Source organism: Micrococcus sp. H39-S4 (assembly GCF_027158145.1).
Classification (GTDB): Bacteria; Actinomycetota; Actinomycetes; order Actinomycetales; family Micrococcaceae; genus Micrococcus; species Micrococcus luteus.
On record NZ_JAPVLT010000002.1, the window covers coordinates 293847 to 311281 of the forward strand.

Genomic DNA, 17435 nt, shown 5'->3' on the forward strand with positions numbered 1-17435 from the left:
CGGCGAGCACGCGGGGGTCCCGCCGGACGGACGGCTCCGGCGGTTCAGGCGGTGAGGCCGTGCACCAGGGCGCCCACGCCCACGGCGGTCAGCGAGCCCAGCGCACAGCAGAACTCCACGAGCATGCCCACACCCATGGCCGTGAGCGCGCCGATCGAGCTGCTCAGGGCGGCCCGGGCATCCCGGGTGCGGGCCCACTGGGAGGCGAACAGGCCGACGGCGAAGCCGAGGAACAGCCCCACCACCGGGATCACGAAGAACCCGACGGCGGCGCCGGCCACCCCCCACAGGATCGGGCCGCGGGTGACGCGTTCACGCCGCAGCCGCCGACCGGTCAGCACGGCGGACGCGCTCAGCCCCGCCACGGCGAGGCCGGCCGCGATGACGCCGAACGTCCAGGACGCGGGGGAGCCCAGCAGCGCGGCCCACCCGAGAGCCGTCACGAGGTTGAGCAGCGAGCCGGGCAGGACGGGGTACACGGTGCCCACCAGCCCCACCAGGAGCAGGAGCACGGCCACGAGGGAGATCAGCGCGGGAGTCACCGCACCAGTATGACGGGACGGGCCGGATGGGCTAGATTCGCCGCATGTTGGTCGCCGTGCCCACTGAAGTGAAGAACAACGAGTTCCGCGTCGCCCTGACGCAGGGCGGGGTCCAGGAGCTGGTGCGCGCGGGCCACCAGGTCCTCGTGCAGTCGGGGGCCGGCGTCGGCTCCGGCGCCTCGGACCAGGACTACCGCGACGCCGGTGCCGAACTGGTCGACGACGTCGACGAGCTCTGGCAGCGCGCGGAGCTGGTCCTCAAGGTCAAGGAGCCCCAGCCGGAGGAGTACGGCCGCCTGCGCCGCGGCCAGGTCCTCTTCACCTACCTGCACCTGGCCGCCTCTCCCGCGTGCACGCGGGCGATCCTGGACGCCGGCACGACGGCGATCGCCTACGAGACGGTCACCCGCGGTCGCTCCCTGCCGCTGCTGGCCCCCATGAGCCAGGTGGCCGGCCGCCTGGCCCCCGCCGCGGGCGCCTACCACCTCCTCCAGCCGCAGGGCGGCTCGGGCGTGCTGATGGGCGGCGTGCCCGGCACCCGCCGCGCCCGGGTGGCCGTGATCGGCGGAGGTGTGGCCGGCGAGGCGGCGGCCGTGATCGCCGCGGGCATGGGCGCGGACGTGACCGTCCTGGACATCTCCCTCGAGCGGCTCGCGCAGCTGGACGCCGTCCACCAGGGTCGGATCCGCACGCTGGCCTCGTCCCACCTGAACATCGGCGAGACCGTGGCGGACGCGGACCTCGTGATCGGCTCCGTGCTGATCCCCGGCGCCGCGGCCCCGAAGCTGGTGACCGCGGAGATGGTGGAGTCCATGCGGCCCGGGTCGGTGCTGGTGGACATCGCGATCGACCAGGGCGGCTGCTTCGAGAACTCGCGGGCCACCACCCACCAGGATCCGACGTACCTCGTGGGGGACAAGATCTACTACTGCGTCTCCAACATGCCCGGCGCCGTGCCGCAGACCTCCACCTCGGCCCTGACCAACGCGACGCTGCCCTACATCAAGCGCATCGCCGACCTCGGATGGCGCGCGGCACTGGCCGCGGACGAGGGCTTCGCGGGGGGTCTCAACGCGCACGACGGCGTGCTCACCCTGCCCTCCGTCGCCACGGCCGTGGCCGACGAGCTCGGCCTGGACCCCCGGAAGGACGTCCGCGTCACCTCCGAGGTGCTCGCGGAGGCCTGAGCCCCGCGCCCGTCGCGCGCGGGGCCGGCCGGCCCCTCAGAGCCCCGCGAGGAACGCCCGGTGGAAGGACCAGTCGCCGGTCACCTCGGGGTGGAAGGCCGTGGCGAGCAGGTGGCCCTGCCGCACGGCCACGGGCAGCCGGGCGTCGCCGTCGAGCACCGGGTCCGCCGCGGGCACGGACACGCGCGACGCCGGCACACTCGCCAGGACCTCGACGCCCTCCCCCGCCTGGACGACGGCGGGGGCGCGGATGAACACGGCGTGCACCGGCTCCGCCGCGACCGCGGGGACGTCCAGGTCCTCCTCGAACGAGTCCACCTGCGCGCCGAAGGCGTTGCGCCGCACGGCCACGTCCAGCACGCCGAGCCCGCCCTGATCCGGCGCCGGGTTGCGGATCTCGCGGGCCAGCATGATCAGCCCCGCGCACGTGCCGTAGGCGGGCAGGCCGTCGCGGAGGGCGGCGATGAGCGGGTCCTTCAGCCCCATGATCCGGGCGAGGCGGTCCATCACGGAGGACTCGCCGCCGGGCAGCACGATGCCGTCCAGACCCTCGAGGTCCGCAGGGCGGCGCACCGGGCGCGTGCGCGCGCCGAGCGACTCGAGCACGTGGGCGTGCTCCCGCACGTCGCCCTGGAGCGCGAACACGCCGACGGTCTTCTGTGGACTCACCATGGCCCCGACCCTAGGGCCTCCGGGCGCCCGGGACTCCGCGGCTCACCAGCCGCGCTCGGCCAGGCGGTGCGGGGCGGGCAGGTCGCCCACGTTGATGCCCACCATGGCCTCGCCCAGGCCGCGGGAAGCCTCGGCGACCGCCATCGGGTCGTCGAACTGGGCGGTGGCCTTGACGATGGCACGGGCGCGCTCGGCCGGGTTGCCGGACTTGAAGATGCCGGAGCCCACGAACACGCCGTCGGCGCCCATCTGCATCATCAGGGCCGCGTCGGCCGGGGTGGCCACGCCGCCGGCGGTGAACATCACGACGGGCAGGGCGCCGGTCTCGGCGACCTCGCGCACCAGCTCGTACGGCGCCCGCAGCTCCTTCGCGGCCACGTACAGCTCATCCTGGGCCAGGCCCTGGAGCTGGGCGATCTCCTTGCGGATGGTGCGGATGTGCTTCACGGCCTCGGAGACGTCGCCGGTGCCGGCCTCGCCCTTGGACCGGATCATGGCCGCGCCCTCGGTGATGCGGCGCAGGGCCTCGCCGAGGTTGGTGGCGCCGCACACGAAGGGCACGTCGAAGTCCCACTTGTCGATGTGGTTCACGTAGTCCGCCGGGGAGAGCACCTCGGACTCGTCGATGAAGTCCACCTTGAGCGCCTGCAGCACCTGGGCCTCCACGAAGTGGCCGATGCGCGCCTTGGCCATCACGGGGATGGACACGGCCTCGACGATCCCGTCGATCAGGTCGGGGTCGGACATGCGGGCCACGCCGCCCTGGGCGCGGATGTCGGCCGGGACCCGCTCGAGCGCCATGACGGCCACGGCGCCGGCGTCCTCGGCGATGCGCGCCTGCTCCGCGTTGACGACGTCCATGATCACGCCGCCCTTCATCATGTCCGCCAGGCCGCGCTTGACGCGGGTCGTGCCGGTGCCGCGGGCGCCGTCGTCGGCGGCGGAGGCGGTGGAGGCGGAGAAGCTGAGGGCACGCTCGTCGCTCATGGTGGTCCTTCCGAAGGGGGTGGCGTCCCGGCCGCGGGGCGGGGCGGAGTCTCGGTCAACTCTAGTCCCCCGGCGGCGAAGCCCGGCCCGCGTCACGGACGACGACGTCACCCGGCCCCGTGCCGGCGCAGCGTGCGGCGTCGGCGCCAGACGACGAACGCGGCCACGGCCACGAGGATCAGCACGAGGGCGAGGACGCCCCGGCCCTCTCCGAGCGCCGCGCCGATGACGGCCCACACCACGGCCATCCCGACGGTCCCGTACACCAGGCCCCACAGGAACGTGCCGAGCGCGGCCGCCGGCAGGAACCGGCGCCAGGGCATGCGGGCGACGCCGGCGGAGCCGATCACCGCCGTCTGGATGCCCACCGTGAGGTAGCAGAACGGGATGGCCCACACCCCGTGGCGCTGGATGAAGCGCTGGGCGCGGACATAGACGGGCCCCTCCATCACGCGGGCGAACCAGCGGGTCCGCTCGACGCCGGAGGCCAGCCCCCGCCCGAGCGAGAACACGATCAGGGTGCGCAGGATCGCCAGCATCCAGAAGAACCCGATGGACCACAGCAGCGGCAGCCCGTCGATCCACGCCATCATGGGCGGAGCCACCCGTCGGTACGGGGACTCATGCGCTCGCCCCGGCCGTGCTCACGCGTTCCAGAGCCCGTACGAGTCCGCGAGGTCCGCGATCTTCTGGGCACGCAGCACACGGGGCAGGTACGAGCCGTCGCCGACGGCGGCGCCCTGCGCGTGCTTCTCGAGCAGGTCGCGGGCCCACGCGAGCTCGTCCTCGGACGGGGACATCGCCCGGTTGACCCAGTCCACCTGATCCCGGTTCAGGACGAGGCGGCCGGTCATGCCCATCGAGGCGGTGACGGCGCTGGAGTCGATGACCGCGTCCTCACCGTCCGTGTTGCCGGGCGGCCCGTCGATCGCGCCGGGCAGACCGCCCACGCGGGAGGCGATCACCATGCGGGAGCGGGCGTAGGCCATGGCCAGCGGGTCCTCGCCGACGCCGACGTCCTTGCGGAAGTCGTTCACGCCGAAGGCGAGGCGGAACGTGCCCGGCGCCTTGGCCACGGCCGTGGCGTTCTCGATGCCCAGGGCGGACTCCAACAGGGCGATCACCGGGGTGCCGGCGCGCAGCCGCATGGCGGTGAACGTGACCTGCTCCGGCTCCTCGGTCTCGGCCAGCACGACGCCGCGCACGCCGTCGAGGCCCGCGAGCGCCTCGAGGTCCCGCTGCCAGTGGTCCGTGGAGGTCGCGGAGATGCGCACCCACGCCGTCATGCCGCCGGAGAGGGCGTCCACGACGTGCTGGCGGGCCGCGTCCTTGTGCTCCTCCGGCACGGCGGCCTCGAGGTCGAAGATGACGGAGTCGGCCTCGGAGGCCAGGGCGGGGGCGAACGCGTCGGGGGTGGCCGCGTTGACCAGCAGCCAGGAGCGGCTGAGCTTGGCGGGCAGGGCGGCAGCGCGACGGTTCCTCACGGGCATGGCCTCCAGCCTAGCCCGCCGCGGCCGTCCGCCCGCGGGCCCCTTCCCACCCGTGGGAGGCCTCACACCCGCTCGCGGCGGGCGAGGCGGACGGCCGTAGCATGGAGAGGCCGTCGGCCCGTCCGACGCCGCCGAGCCCCGATCGCCAGGAGTACCCGATGCGCCCGACCTCCCCTTCCCGCGCCCTGCGGCTCACGGGTGCCGTGGCGGCCGCGTGCCTGCTGGCCGGCTGCGCGGTCGCCCCCGACCTGGCCGAGGGCTCGGCGTCCGACGACGGCGTGCCCCTGCCGGCGACGGAGGGGTACCAGCCGCTGACGGTCCACCTCGCCGTCTCCGAGGCGGAGGCGGTCCCGGGTACGAGCGGCCGGCCCTTCGGCTGCGGCGATCTGCTGGTGCCCGTGCAGACCGTGCCGACGGACACCGAGGACGAGGCGGACGCCGCCCTGGACTTCCTGTTCGCGGACGAGCGCGGCTGGCACGGCGACCCGTCGCTGTGGAACGCCGTGTTCGACGTGCGCGAGACCCTCATCCCGACCGGGCACCGCCGCGAGGGCGACGTGGAGATCTTCACCTTCACCGGCACCGTGACGCCGGAGGACGACTGCACGGCCGAGCGGATCCGCGCCCAGCTGCAGGCGACGGCCGCCGCCTTCACGTCGGCGGGACAGGTCCGGCTCGAGGTGGACGGCCGGGACCTCGACGACGTGCTGGGGCTCGAGCCGCTCCGCCTCGGCGAGCCCGTGGACGTCCCGCAGGGGGACCCCACCCCGAGTGGGGAGCCGAGCGACGGATCCGGCGAGCAGACGTGGGCGCCGGAGGGCGAGTCGTCGGAGGACACGTGGGCGCCGGCCGAGCCCTCGGACGACACCTGGGCGCCGGCTGAGGAGTCGTCGTGGGGTCCCGCCGAGCCGACCCAGGGCACGTGGTCCCCCGGTCAGGAGCCGAGCGCCCCCTGACCGGGCGACCCGCCGTCGTCGCCCGTCATCGGACGTTCGGGCCCAGCAGCGCCGTGCTATAGGGTGCCGAGCGTGCGGAACCTCCGAGATCACCTGTCCCAGCGCGCCGTCGGCGTGAAGCAGTCCGCGGTCCGCGACGTCTTCGACATCGCGATGGACCCGAACCTCGTCTCGCTCGCGGGCGGGAACCCGTGGCTCGCCGACCTGCCCCTCGACGAGCTGGGCCGGATCGCCTCCGACCTGATGACCCGGTTCGGCACGGAGTCCCTGCAGTACGGCCCCGGCCAGGGCACCGAGGAGATGCGCGCCGCCGCGACCGCCGTCATGGCCGCCGACGGCATCCCGGACGCGGACCCCGACCTCGTGGTCATCACCCCCGGCTCGCAGGCCGCGATCGACACCGCCTGCCGGGCGTTCGCGAACCCGGGCGACGTCGTCGTGGTGGAGGACCCCACGTTCGTGGGCGCGTTGACCACCTTCAACACCTGGCAGCTCGAGGCCGTGGCCACGGGCACCGACGACCACGGCCTGGTGCCCGCGGCCCTCGACGAGACCCTGACCCGCCTGGCCGCCGAGGGCCGCCGCGTGGCCTTCCTCTACACGATCCCCTCGTTCGCGAACCCGTCGGGCGCCCTGCTGCCCCCGGGCCGCCGCGCCGAGGTGGGCGCGATCTGCGAGAAGCACGGGGTGCTCATCGTGGAGGACAACCCGTACGGGCAGATCGCGTTCGACGGCGAGCCCGTCGCCCCGATCGCCGCCGACCACCGGGACAACGTGGTCTACCTCGGCACGATGTCCAAGATCTTCTCCCCGGGCGTGCGGATCGGCTGGGCGCTCGTGCCGGCCGCGCTCAAGCGCGAGTTCTACCTGTGCGCGGAGTCCGCCTACATCCACGCGTCCACGTACTCGCAGATGCTCTCCACCGCCTTCGTCACGCAGTTGGACTGGCGGGGCCACGTCCGCCACGTGACCGGGCTGTACCGCGAGCGGGCCGGGGCGCTCGTGGACGCGGTGCGTGAGCACTGGGACCCGGGGGTCGAGTTCATCACCCCGCAGGGCGGCTTCTTCCTGTGGGCCACCCTGCCGGCCGGGGTGGACACCCTCGGGGTGATGCACCGCGGCATCGAGGCGGGCGCGGTGTTCGTGCCGGGGGCGGCCTTCACCCCCGTCGAGGGCACGCACTCCACCCTGCGCCTGGCGTACTCGTTCGTGGAGGCCGAGAAGCTCGTGGAGGGCGTGCGGCGCCTGGCCCCCGCGGTGAACGAGTCGATCGCCCGGGCCCGCTGAGCCGCGGCGGGCGTCCACGACGACGTCGGCCCGGCGCGTCTGCCGGGCGTGCGACCTCTTCCCCCGGCCCGCGGGATCGTATACGATCTCGACCATGACGCAGAGCACACCGGACCCCACGCCCACCGTCACCGAGCGCGACTTCACCGTCCGGGAGAACCGGCCGGGCAAGGTACTGGCCCTGCACCTGAACTACCCCTCCCGCATCGCCCAGCGGGGCCGGTCCCCGCAGGCCCCCGGCTACTTCCTCAAGGCCGGCACCTCCATCGCCCGCAGCGGCGACACCATCGAGCGCCCCGCCGGCACCGAGCTGCTCGCCTACGAGGGCGAGATCGCGCTGATCATCGGCCGCACCGCCCGGCGCGTCAGCCCGGAGGAGGGCTGGTCGCACGTCTCCGGCATCACCGCCGCCAACGACTGGGGCCTCTACGACCTCCGCCACGCGGACAAGGGCTCCAACGTCAAGAACAAGTCCGGCGACGGCTACACCCCGCTCGGCCCCGCGGTGATCTCCGCCGCGGGCCTGGACCCGGCCGCCCTGCGCGTGCGCACCTGGGTCAACGGCGAGATCGTCCAGGACGACACCACCGAGGGCCTCGTGTTCCCGTTCGGCCGGCTCGTGGCGGACCTCTCGCAGCTCATGACGCTCGAGGAGGGCGACGTCATCCTCACCGGCACCCCCGCCGGATCCTCCGTGGCCCAGCCGGGCGACGTCGTCGAGGTGGAGGTGGACGCCCCCAGCGCCCCCGGCGCCCCGACCACCGGCCGCCTGGTGACGACGGTCGTCGACTCGGAGCACGCCCTGGCCCCGTTCGGCGCGCAGCCGCAGGTGGACGACGTGCAGCGCGAGGAGGCTTGGGGTTCCCGCGAGGCCGCCGGTCTGGCCCCGCAGGCCGCGGCGCCGTCGTCGTCCGCGGTGGACGAGAACGGCCACTGGGTCGCGAGCGCCCCGCAGCCGGACCGCTCCCTGCTGACTCCGGAGCTGCGCGCCAAGATCGACGCCATCGCGGTGGCCACCCTCACCGCCCAGCTGCAGAAGCGCGGCATCCAGAACGCGACCATCGACGGCCCGCGCCCGATCCACCGGGGTCGGCGCGTCCTCGGCTACGCCAAGACCCTGCGCTACATCCCCAAGCGCGAGGACCTGTTCAAGGAGTTCGGCGGCGGCTTCAACGCCCAGAAGCGGGCGATCGACTCGGTGCAGCCGGACGACGTGGTGGTCATGGAGGCCCGTGGCGAGCACGGCACCGGCACCCTCGGGGACGTCCTGGCCCTGCGCGCCCAGGTGAACGGCGCGAACGCCGTGATCACGGACGGCGGCATCCGCGACTCCGCCGCCGTGGCCGAGGTCGGTCTCCAGGTCTACGCCGGCGCCACGCACCCGGCCGTGCTGGGCCGCCGTCACATCCCGTGGGAGGTCGGCGGCACCATCGCCTGCGGCGGCACCACCGTGCAGCCCGGGGACATCATCGTCGGTGACGACGACGGTGTGGTGGTCATCCCGCCGTCCCTGCTCCAGGAGGTCGTGGACGACGCCTACGAGCAGGAGCTCCAGGACGCCTGGGCGTACGAGCAGGTCAAGGCCGGCCACCCGGTGGACGGAATGTTCCCCCCGAACGCCGAATGGAAGGCCAAATTCGACGAGTACCGCAAGACCCTGCCGGACGCCCCGGCCCCGGAGGGCGACGCCTGAGCATGCGCCGGACGGACATCGGAACAGTCGGCCTCGCAGGCGCCCCCGTCTCCAAGGCGGACCGCGCCTACCAGGCCATCCTCGAGGGAATCCGGGACCAGCGCCACGAGCCGGGCGACCGCCTGGTGCTGTCCCAGATCGCCGCGGAGCTGGGCATGTCCGTGGTGCCCGTGCGGGAGGCGATCCGCCGCCTGCAGTCCGAGAACCTGGTGGCCTACGAGCGCAACGTGGGCGCCACGGTGGTGGGCATCGACCCGGTCGAGTACCGCCACACCATGGAGACGCTGGCGCTGGTGGAGGGGTTCTCCACCGCCCAGTGCGCCCCGCACGTGACCGCCGAGGACCTCGCGGCGGCCCGCGAGGTGAACGCGACCATGCGCGCGATGACGGAGTCGGAGAAGGCCTGGGACCCGGTGGCGTTCACCGAGCTCAACCGCCGCTTCCACTCGATCCTGTTCGAGCATCACCAGAACGAGCACGTGCACGACCTGGTGCACCGCGGCTGGAACCGCCTGGCCGCGCTGCGCTCCTCCACGTTCGCGTACGTGCCCGGCCGGGCGGTGGCCTCTGTGGACGAGCACGAGCACCTGCTGCGCCTGATCGAGGACGGGGCGCGCTTCGAGGAGATCGAGGCCGCCGCCCGCGCCCACCGCCTGAACACCCTGCACGCCTACCTGGAGCACAGCGCCGAGCCGTCCGCGTGACCGCCGGCCGGACCGGCGCCGACGCCGTCGGCTCCAGGCCCCGACCATCCGCCCCCGAAGCACTCAGCGAAAGAGACACCATGACGGAGAAGACCAGCATCGAGGCCCGCAAGCCCCAGGGCCTGCCCGACGTCCTGCGCCATTACATCGACGGCGAGTTCGTCGACTCGGTCGACGGCGACACCTTCGAGGTGCTCGACCCGGTGACCAACGAGCCGTACCTGACGGCCGCCTCCGGCAAGGCCGCGGACATCGACCGCGCCGTCGCCGCCGCGAAGCGGGCCTTCGAGTCCGGCGAGTGGTCCCAGGCCCTGCCGCGCCAGCGCTCCCGCGTGCTGCACAGGATCGCCGACATCATGGAGTCCCGCGGCGATCAGCTCGCCGAGATGGAGTGTTTCGACACCGGCCTGCCGATCAAGCAGGCGAAGGGCCAGGCCGCCCGCGCCGCCGAGAACTTCCGCTTCTTCGCGGACCTGATCGTGGCCCAGCACGACGACACCTTCAAGGTGCCGGGCCGCCAGATCAACTACGTGAACCGCAAGCCGATCGGCGTCGCCGGCCTGATCACCCCGTGGAACACCCCGTTCATGCTGGAGTCCTGGAAGCTGGCCCCGGCCATCGCCACCGGCAACTCCGTGGTCCTGAAGCCGGCGGAGTTCACCCCGCTCTCGGCCTCCCTGTGGGGCGGGATCTTCGAGGAGGCCGGCCTGCCGAAGGGCGTGTTCAACATGGTGCACGGCTTCGGCGAGGAGGGCTACGCGGGCGACCCGCTCGTGAAGCACCCGGACGTGCCGCTGATCTCCTTCACCGGCGAGTCCCGCACCGGCCAGATCATCTTCGCCAACGCCGCCCCGCACCTGAAGGGCCTGTCCATGGAGCTCGGCGGCAAGTCCCCGGCCGTGGTGTTCGAGGACGCGGACCTGGACGCGGCGATCGACGCGACCATCTTCGGCGTGTTCTCCCTGAACGGCGAGCGCTGCACCGCCGGCTCCCGCATCCTGGTCCAGCGCTCCGTCTACGACGAGTTCGTGGAGCGCTACGCCGCCCAGGCCTCCCGCGTGAAGGTCGGCCTGCCGGACGACGAGACCACCGAGGTCGGTGCCATCGTGCACCCGGAGCACTTCGAGAAGGTCATGTCCTACGTGGAGATCGGCAAGACCGAGGCCCGCCTGGTGGCCGGCGGCGGCCGCCCGGAGGGCTTCCCCGAGGGCAACTTCGTGCAGCCCACCGTGTTCGCGGACGTGGCCCCGGACGCCCGGATCTTCCAGGAGGAGATCTTCGGCCCGGTGGTGGCCATCACCCCGTTCGACACGGAGGAGGAGGCCCTGCAGCTGGCCAACAACACCAAGTACGGCCTGGCCGCCTACATCTGGACCAACGACCTCAAGCGCGCCCACAACGTCGCGCAGAACGTGGAGGCCGGCATGGTGTGGCTGAACTCCAACAACGTGCGGGACCTGCGCACGCCGTTCGGCGGGGTGAAGGCCTCCGGCCTGGGCCACGAGGGCGGCTACCGCTCGATCGACTTCTACACCGACCAGCAGGCCGTGCACATCAACCTCGGCGAGGTCCACAACCCGGTGTTCGGCAAGCAGGAGCAGGCCGCGGCGAAGATCGACGGCTGACCCCGCGCCCACCGGCGACCACGACGGCCTTCCCGCCAGCCGTCCGGATCGTATACGATCGAGCCCGTGACCGTGTCCCAGGCCACAGCGCACCGCCCCCTCACCAAGGAGCACCGATGACCAACCTCGAGAGCCGCCAGAAGACCTCCTCCGGCTTCTTCGTCACCAAGGAAGCGCCCATCACCCCGGAGAACCCCCTCCCCACCCCGACGTCCGAGGCGCCGGACATCCTGCGCTGCGCCTCGATGGAGCTCGTGGTCACGGACCTCGCCGCCTCCCGCGAGTTCTACGTGGACGTGCTCGGCCTCGTGGTCACCGAGGAGGACGAGGAGACCGTCTACCTGCGCTCCATGGAGGAGTTCATCCACCACAACCTGGTGCTGCGCCAGGGCGAGACCGCCGCCGTGGCCGCGTTCTCCTACCGCGTGCGCACCCCCGAGGACCTGGACAAGGCGGTCGCCTTCTACGAGGAGCTGGGCTGCCGCGTCGAGCGCCGGAAGGACGGCTTCGTCAAGGGCGTCGGCGACTCCGTGCGCGTCGAGGACCCGCTGGGCTTCCCCTACGAGTTCTTCCACGACGTCGAGCACGTGGAGCGCCTGGCCTGGCGCTACGACCTCTACACCCCGGGCGCCCTGGTCCGCCTGGACCACTTCAACCAGGTGACCCCGGATGTGCCGCGCGCCGCCCGCTACATGCAGGACCTGGGCTTCCGCGTCACCGAGGACATCCAGGACGAGAACGGCACCGTCTACGCCGCGTGGATGCGCCGCAAGCCCACCGTGCACGACACCGCCATGACCGGCGGCGACGGCCCCCGGATGCACCACGTGTGCTTCGCCACGCACGAGAAGCACAACATCCTGGCGATCTGCGACAAGCTCGGCGCCCTGCGCATGTCCGACCACATCGAGCGCGGCCCGGGTCGCCACGGCGTCTCCAACGCGTTCTACCTCTACCTGCGCGACCCGGACGGCCACCGCGTGGAGGTCTACACCCAGGACTACTACACCGGCGACCCGGACAACCCCGTGGTCACCTGGGATGTGCACGACAACCAGCGCCGCGACTGGTGGGGCACCCCGGTCGTGCCGTCCTGGTACACCGACGCCTCCCGCGTGCTGGACCTCGACGGCAACCTGCAGCCGCTGGTCTCCCGCACCGACGACTCCGAGATGGACGTGACCATCGGCGCCGACGGCTTCTCCTACACCCGCGAGGAGCAGGGCGAGGAGTCCATGCCGGAGTGGAAGCAGGGCGAGTACAAGCTCGGCAACCAGCTCTGACGGCACTGCCGGGCGCCGCTCCGGGACACCACGCCGACGGCGGGCACCCCACGCAGGTGCCCGCCGTCGTCGGCCGCACCCCCTGCCACCCTCCGCGTCCCCCCACCCCACGCCGTTCGAGGCGGAAAATCCACCTCATTCGAGCCGGGAGGGCCAGTTTGAGCTCGATTTCCCGCCTCGAAGCGTGGGGAGCAGAGGTGTCCCGCCTCGCAGACGGGCGTCGGGGGGCTGGCCTGGCTCACGGTGCACCGCCGCAAGCCCGGGCTGAGCATCGGGACGCGCACCCCGGACTGATCCGGGGCGGTGACAGGATGGCGACGAGTCCACGGGCCGAGCCGCGTAATCGTATACGATCAAGGCCAGGCCCCTGCCCGTCGTCGTGAAGGAGACCGCTGTGCTGGACCACGAAACCCACCTCAAGATCGCCGACGAGCTGCACCGCGCGGGCATCGACCGCGTGCCCGTGCCGCGGCTGACCGCGCGCTACCCGCAGATGGAGATCGAGGACTCGTACGCCGTCCAGCGCATCTGGGCCGAGCGCCAGGTCGAGGCGGGCCGCCGCAAGGTGGGCCACAAGATCGGCCTGACCTCCAAGGCCATGCAGGACGCGACCGGGATCGACGAGCCGGACTACGGCGTGATCTTCGACGACCAGGTGTTCGAGTCCGGCCACGTGTACGAGTGGAAGAAGTACACCCACCCGCGCATCGAGATGGAGCTGGCGTTCGTGCTCAAGGACGAGCTGCGCGGGCCCGGCCTGAACCTGATGGACGTGCTGCGCGCCACCGAGTACGTGGTGCCCGCGCTGGAGGTGCTGGACTCGCGCATCGAGATGGCCGGCCGCACCATCACGGACACCATCTCGGACAACGCCGCGCTGGGCTCCCTGGTGATCGGTGGCCGCCCCGTGGGCGTGCACGACGTCGACCTGCGGTGGGTCGCCGGCATCCTCTCCCGCAACGAGGAGATCATCGAGACCGGGGTGGCCGCCGGCGTGCTGAACCACCCGGCCAACGGCGTGCACTGGCTGGCCAACCGCATCGCCGAGCACGGGGACGCGCTCGAGGCCGGTGAGATCGTGCTCGCCGGCTCCTTCACCCGCCCGATGTGGGTCTACGAGGGCGACACCGTCTACGCCGACTACGGCCCGCTGGGAACCATCACCTGCCGCTTCGCCTGAGCCGCCCGCCGTCGTCGTCGCCCCGCCCCGCCCGCCCGCAACGCGGGTTGACCTATCACCAGTACGACCCCGCTCCACCCGCGACAACTCAACCCGCGTCGGGTGGAGGGCGCGGAGAACCCCGAAGGAACGTCCCATGCCCGTCCGCCACAACCCGCAGCCGCTGTTCCGCGACCTCTTCACGCCCGAGGCCGTCGCCGCCCGTGGGGGCCGCCCCGCCGCCGGCATGTTCCTCTCCTCGGGGGACCCGACGACGGCGGAGATCTGCGCCGGCGCGGGCCTCGACTACCTGCTCATCGACGCCGAGCACGCCCCGCTGACCCTGCAGGACGTCCTCGCCCAGCTGCGCACGATCGCCGGCTACCGCGTGCCCACCCTGGTGCGCGTGCCGGCGCTGGACACCGTGGCCATCAAGCAGTTCCTGGACCTGGGCGCCCAGACGCTGCTGGTGCCCATGGTCGACGACGCCGCGATGGCCCGCCGCGCCGTGGCCGCCGCCCGCTACCCGGACGGCTCCGCCGAGGGCGGGGTGCGCGGCGTGGGCTCCGCCCTGGCACGCTCCGGCCGCTGGAACCGGATCCCCGGCTACCTGCCCGGCGCGGCGGACCACGTCTCCGTGATCGTGCAGATCGAGACGGCCGCCGGCGTGCGCAACGCGGACGGGATCGCGGCGGTGGACGGGATCGACGGCGTCTTCATCGGCCCCTCGGACCTCTCCGCGTCCCTGGGCCTGCTCGGCCAGCAGTCACATCCGGAGGTGGTGGCCGCGGTCGAGGAGGTCATCACGAAGGTCAAGGCCGCCGGGAAGTTCGTGGGCGTCAATGCGTTCGTGCCCGCGCAGGCCGACGCCTACGCCGCCGCCGGTGCGGACTACGTCAACGTGGGCGCCGACGTCGCCCTGCTGGCCCGCGCCGCCGAGGCCCTCGCCGACCGCTGGTGCCCGGCTCCGAGCGACGCCGCGGCCGACGGGGAGGGCGCGCCCCGCGCGTCGTACTGACCTGGTCATCCCCTCACTTCGGGGCGCGAAATCCACCCCATGGACGTCCGATCCTGGCCCATGACGTGGATTTCCCGCCTCGAATGGCTCGGGGCCGGCGCCCCGGGGGACGCCACCGCCTCCTGCACAACCACGCCGGGCCCCCTCGTGCGTCCCCAGGCCCCCGCTCGTCCGTCTCGGGACGCGGAGCGACGGGGCACGCTCGCCGCATGCCCCGTCGTCCCGCCCCGCTGCCGCCGTCGATCGACCCCGCCGCCTTCACGGTCGATGACGCGCGCCGGGCGGGTGTGACGTGGTCCCGACTGCAGTCCGCAGACCTGCGGCGGCTGCGCCACGGCATCTACGGGCCGGCCGGCCCTGCGGCGGTCTCCGTGCGTGAGTGGACGATGGATGAGATCCGCGCGTACCAGCGGCGCCATCCCGACGTCGTCGTCAGCCATGAGACCGCCGCCCGCCTGCACGGCCTGACCGTGCCCGAACGGCTGCTGGCCCCCGGTGCGGTGCACGTCAGCGTCGGCACCTCGGGCGGCCGGCCGGTCCAGGCGGGTCTGGTGCCCCACCGCATCGAGGTGCCGGAGGGACAGCGGATGACGCGGGGCGGCGTGCTCGTGACGACGCCGGCCCGCACACTGTGGGACCTGTGCGCGGCACGGTCGGCGCTCACGGAGCGGGACGTCGTCGTCGCCGGTGACGCCCTGCTCTGCCCGCCGTGGCTGCCCGGCGGCGGACGCGGGGCTCCCGCCTACGCCCCGGAGGAGCTCGTCCGATCGCTGGCCGAACGGGGACGCTTCCAGGGGCGCGGACTGGCCCGGGCGGCGCTGGCGAGGATGCGCGTGGGGGCGGATTCGCCGCGCGAGACGCGTCTGCGGCTGGCGCTCGGCGATGCCGGGCTGCCGGAGCCCGAGGTGCAGTGCCGGCTGGACCCGTCAGACCGCCGCGCTCCGACGGTCGACCTCGGGTATCGGCCGTGGCGCCTCGCGTTGCAGTACGAGGGCGAGCACCACCGCACCGCCGAGCAGCAGGCCCGGGACGTGCGGCGCGACCGCTGGTGCGCCGACCACGACTGGCTCTCGATCAAGGTCATGTGGGCCGACGCCCGGGACGACTACGCCGACGTCGTCGCGCGGGTGCGGCGCCGGGCGGCCGAGTTCGGGGGGTGACGCGGTGAGATCCACGGTCACCGCAGTCCGCCACGGCCCCCTCGTTTCGAGGCGGGAAATCCAGGTCATAGCACTCTGGTCCACGCCCGTGGGGTCGATTTCCCGCCTCCAAAGGACGGGTGCGGTGGGAGTCGGCCCGTGAACACCCGTGCTCCCCCACGTAGCGTGGCCCCATGACCACGTCCGTTCCCGCCCTGAGCTCGCATTTCGCCGACACCTTCCCCGAGCTCGCCCTGCCCTGGCAGGCCCAGGCCACGGACGGCCCGCAGCTCGTCCTGCTCAACGCCGGCCTCGCGGCGGAGCTCGGCCTCGACGCCGAGTGGCTCGCCACCGACGACGGCGTCTCCTTCCTCACCGGCGAGCAGCCCGGCCCGGGCGCGCGGCCGGTCGCGCAGGCGTACGCGGGCCACCAGTTCGGCCACTACTCTCCCCGCCTGGGTGACGGGCGCGCCCTCCTCCTCGGCGAGCTCACGGCTCCGGACGGTCGGCTCCACGACCTGCATCTCAAGGGCTCCGGTCGCACGCCCTTCGCGCGCGGCACCGCCGACGGGCAGGCCGTGCTCGGCCCCATGCTCCGCGAGTACGTGGTCTCCGAGGCGATGCACGCCCTCGGCGTGCCGACCACGCGGGCGCTCGCCGTCGTCGCCACGGGCCACCCGGTCCGCCGCGAAACCGTGCTGCCGGGCGCGGTGCTGGCCCGGACGGCCGCGTCGCACCTGCGCGTCGGCACGGCCCAGTACGCCGCGGCCCTCCCCGAGCAGGCGCACCCCACGGAGGTGCTGCGCCGGATCGTCGACGAGGCCATCGCCCGCCACCACCCGCACGCCGCCGACGCCGAGCACCCCGCGCTCGCGCTCTACGAGGCGGTGATCGCCGCGCAGGCCGAGCTCGTCTCCCGCTGGATGCTCGTCGGCTTCGTGCACGGTGTGATGAACACGGACAACATGACCCTGTCCGGCGAGACCATCGACTACGGCCCCTGCGCGTTCATCGACGCCTTCGACCCGGCCGCGAGCTTCTCCTCGATCGACACCCAGGGCCGGTACGCGTACGGCAACCAGGGGCCCATCGCCGCGTGGAACCTCGCCCGACTCGGCGAGGCCCTCGTGCCCGTGCTCGACGACGACCCCGACCGCGCCGTCGCACTCGCCCAGGAGGCGCTGGGCAGGTTCCACGGCGCCCATCTCGCGGCGTGGCGGGGCGGACTGCGGGACAAGCTCGGCCTCCCGGCGTCCGTGGCGGAGGACGACGTCGCCGCGCTCACCGACCGCCTGTTCCCGTGGCTGGCCGCGGCGCGGGCCGACTGGACCTCGTTCTGGGTGCGGCTGGCCGAGCACACGGCGGCGCCCGTGGACGACGACGCGGCGCGCACCGAGGCGGCACGACTCGTCCCCGGCGCCCCGGACCCCGCGGGGCTCGCCGCCTGGCTCGCGGAGTGGCGGGCGATGGGTCCCGATCCGGCCCGCATGCGCGCGGTGAACCCCGTCTACATCCCGCGGAACCACCTGCTCGACGAGGCCCTGACGGCCGCGGAGGACGGGGACCTCACCGCCGTCCACCGGCTGCTCGAGGCCGTCACGGATCCCTTCACCCCGCGCCCCGGGTTCGAGCGGTACGCGGAGCCGGGTCCGGCGGACGGGGCCCCGTTCGTCACCTACTGCGGCACCTGACC

Annotated in this window: 16 protein-coding genes; 11 read left to right on the plus strand and 5 right to left on the minus strand. The window is 73.2% G+C overall.

Going from position 1 to position 17435, the window contains the following annotated elements:
* Positions 1-44 precede the first annotated feature (44 nt).
* Positions 45-542 carry a DUF456 domain-containing protein gene (locus tag O3T09_RS03365; RefSeq protein ID WP_078026223.1) on the minus strand — a complete coding sequence of 166 codons (498 nt, stop codon included), beginning with the start codon at positions 540-542 and terminating at the stop codon, positions 45-47.
* A gap of 44 nt (positions 543-586) precedes the next feature.
* Between O3T09_RS03365 and ald the strand changes: the two genes are divergently transcribed.
* Positions 587-1729 carry an alanine dehydrogenase gene (gene ald / locus O3T09_RS03370; protein WP_269295349.1) on the plus strand — a complete coding sequence of 381 codons (1143 nt, stop codon included), beginning with the start codon at positions 587-589 and terminating at the stop codon, positions 1727-1729.
* 36 nt (positions 1730-1765) lie between these two features.
* On the opposite strand, the gene pdxT is transcribed toward ald, so the two are convergent.
* The 4 genes from pdxT to O3T09_RS03390 all read right to left on the minus strand — a co-directional run bounded on the left by pdxT (position 1766) and on the right by O3T09_RS03390 (position 4878).
* Positions 1766-2401, minus strand: a complete 636-nt coding sequence (pdxT, locus tag O3T09_RS03375) for a pyridoxal 5'-phosphate synthase glutaminase subunit PdxT (RefSeq protein ID WP_217565173.1) — start codon at positions 2399-2401, stop codon at positions 1766-1768.
* Between the two features lie 42 nt (positions 2402-2443).
* Positions 2444-3388, minus strand: a complete 945-nt coding sequence (pdxS, locus tag O3T09_RS03380; protein WP_098470839.1) for a pyridoxal 5'-phosphate synthase lyase subunit PdxS — start codon at positions 3386-3388, stop codon at positions 2444-2446.
* Positions 3389-3495: 107 nt separating this feature from the next.
* Positions 3496-3981, minus strand: coding sequence for a DedA family protein (locus O3T09_RS03385; RefSeq protein WP_269295350.1), 486 nt, complete (start codon positions 3979-3981; stop codon positions 3496-3498).
* A 51-nt stretch (positions 3982-4032) separates the two neighbouring features.
* Complete coding sequence (locus O3T09_RS03390; protein ID WP_144824972.1) at positions 4033-4878, minus strand: HpcH/HpaI aldolase/citrate lyase family protein; 846 nt, start codon at positions 4876-4878, stop codon at positions 4033-4035.
* Positions 4879-5036: 158 nt separating this feature from the next.
* On the opposite strand from O3T09_RS03390, the gene O3T09_RS03395 reads away from it, so the two are divergent.
* From O3T09_RS03395 to O3T09_RS03440, 10 genes are all read left to right on the plus strand, one after another.
* Positions 5037-5834, plus strand: a complete 798-nt coding sequence (locus O3T09_RS03395; RefSeq protein ID WP_269295351.1) for a hypothetical protein — start codon at positions 5037-5039, stop codon at positions 5832-5834.
* A 72-nt stretch (positions 5835-5906) separates the two neighbouring features.
* Complete coding sequence (locus O3T09_RS03400) at positions 5907-7121, plus strand: aminotransferase-like domain-containing protein (RefSeq protein ID WP_269295352.1); 1215 nt, start codon at positions 5907-5909, stop codon at positions 7119-7121.
* Between the two features lie 94 nt (positions 7122-7215).
* The gene (locus O3T09_RS03405) at positions 7216-8814 is read left to right on the plus strand and encodes a fumarylacetoacetate hydrolase family protein (protein ID WP_269295353.1); all 1599 of its coding nucleotides are present in this window, start codon (positions 7216-7218) and stop codon (positions 8812-8814) included.
* A 2-nt stretch (positions 8815-8816) separates the two neighbouring features.
* Entirely contained in the window at positions 8817-9518 is a 702-nt protein-coding gene (locus tag O3T09_RS03410) for a GntR family transcriptional regulator (RefSeq protein ID WP_269295354.1), read from the plus strand.
* A gap of 80 nt (positions 9519-9598) precedes the next feature.
* Positions 9599-11143 (plus strand): 5-carboxymethyl-2-hydroxymuconate semialdehyde dehydrogenase, encoded by a 1545-nt coding sequence (hpaE, locus tag O3T09_RS03415; protein ID WP_222958629.1) that lies wholly within the window; start codon positions 9599-9601, stop codon positions 11141-11143.
* 116 nt (positions 11144-11259) lie between these two features.
* Positions 11260-12426: a 3,4-dihydroxyphenylacetate 2,3-dioxygenase gene (gene hpaD, locus O3T09_RS03420; protein WP_060775458.1), complete on the plus strand. Its 1167-nt coding sequence runs from the start codon at positions 11260-11262 to the stop codon at positions 12424-12426.
* Between the two features lie 394 nt (positions 12427-12820).
* On the plus strand, positions 12821-13606 hold the full coding sequence (locus O3T09_RS03425; protein ID WP_227448805.1) for a 2-keto-4-pentenoate hydratase: 786 nt from the start codon (positions 12821-12823) through the stop codon (positions 13604-13606).
* Positions 13607-13742: 136 nt separating this feature from the next.
* Complete coding sequence (locus O3T09_RS03430) at positions 13743-14603, plus strand: HpcH/HpaI aldolase family protein (RefSeq protein WP_070709502.1); 861 nt, start codon at positions 13743-13745, stop codon at positions 14601-14603.
* 209 nt (positions 14604-14812) lie between these two features.
* Complete coding sequence (locus tag O3T09_RS03435) at positions 14813-15763, plus strand: hypothetical protein (protein ID WP_269295355.1); 951 nt, start codon at positions 14813-14815, stop codon at positions 15761-15763.
* Between the two features lie 173 nt (positions 15764-15936).
* Complete coding sequence (locus O3T09_RS03440) at positions 15937-17433, plus strand: protein adenylyltransferase SelO (protein WP_269295356.1); 1497 nt, start codon at positions 15937-15939, stop codon at positions 17431-17433.
* The last annotated feature ends 2 nt before the right edge of the window (positions 17434-17435 follow it).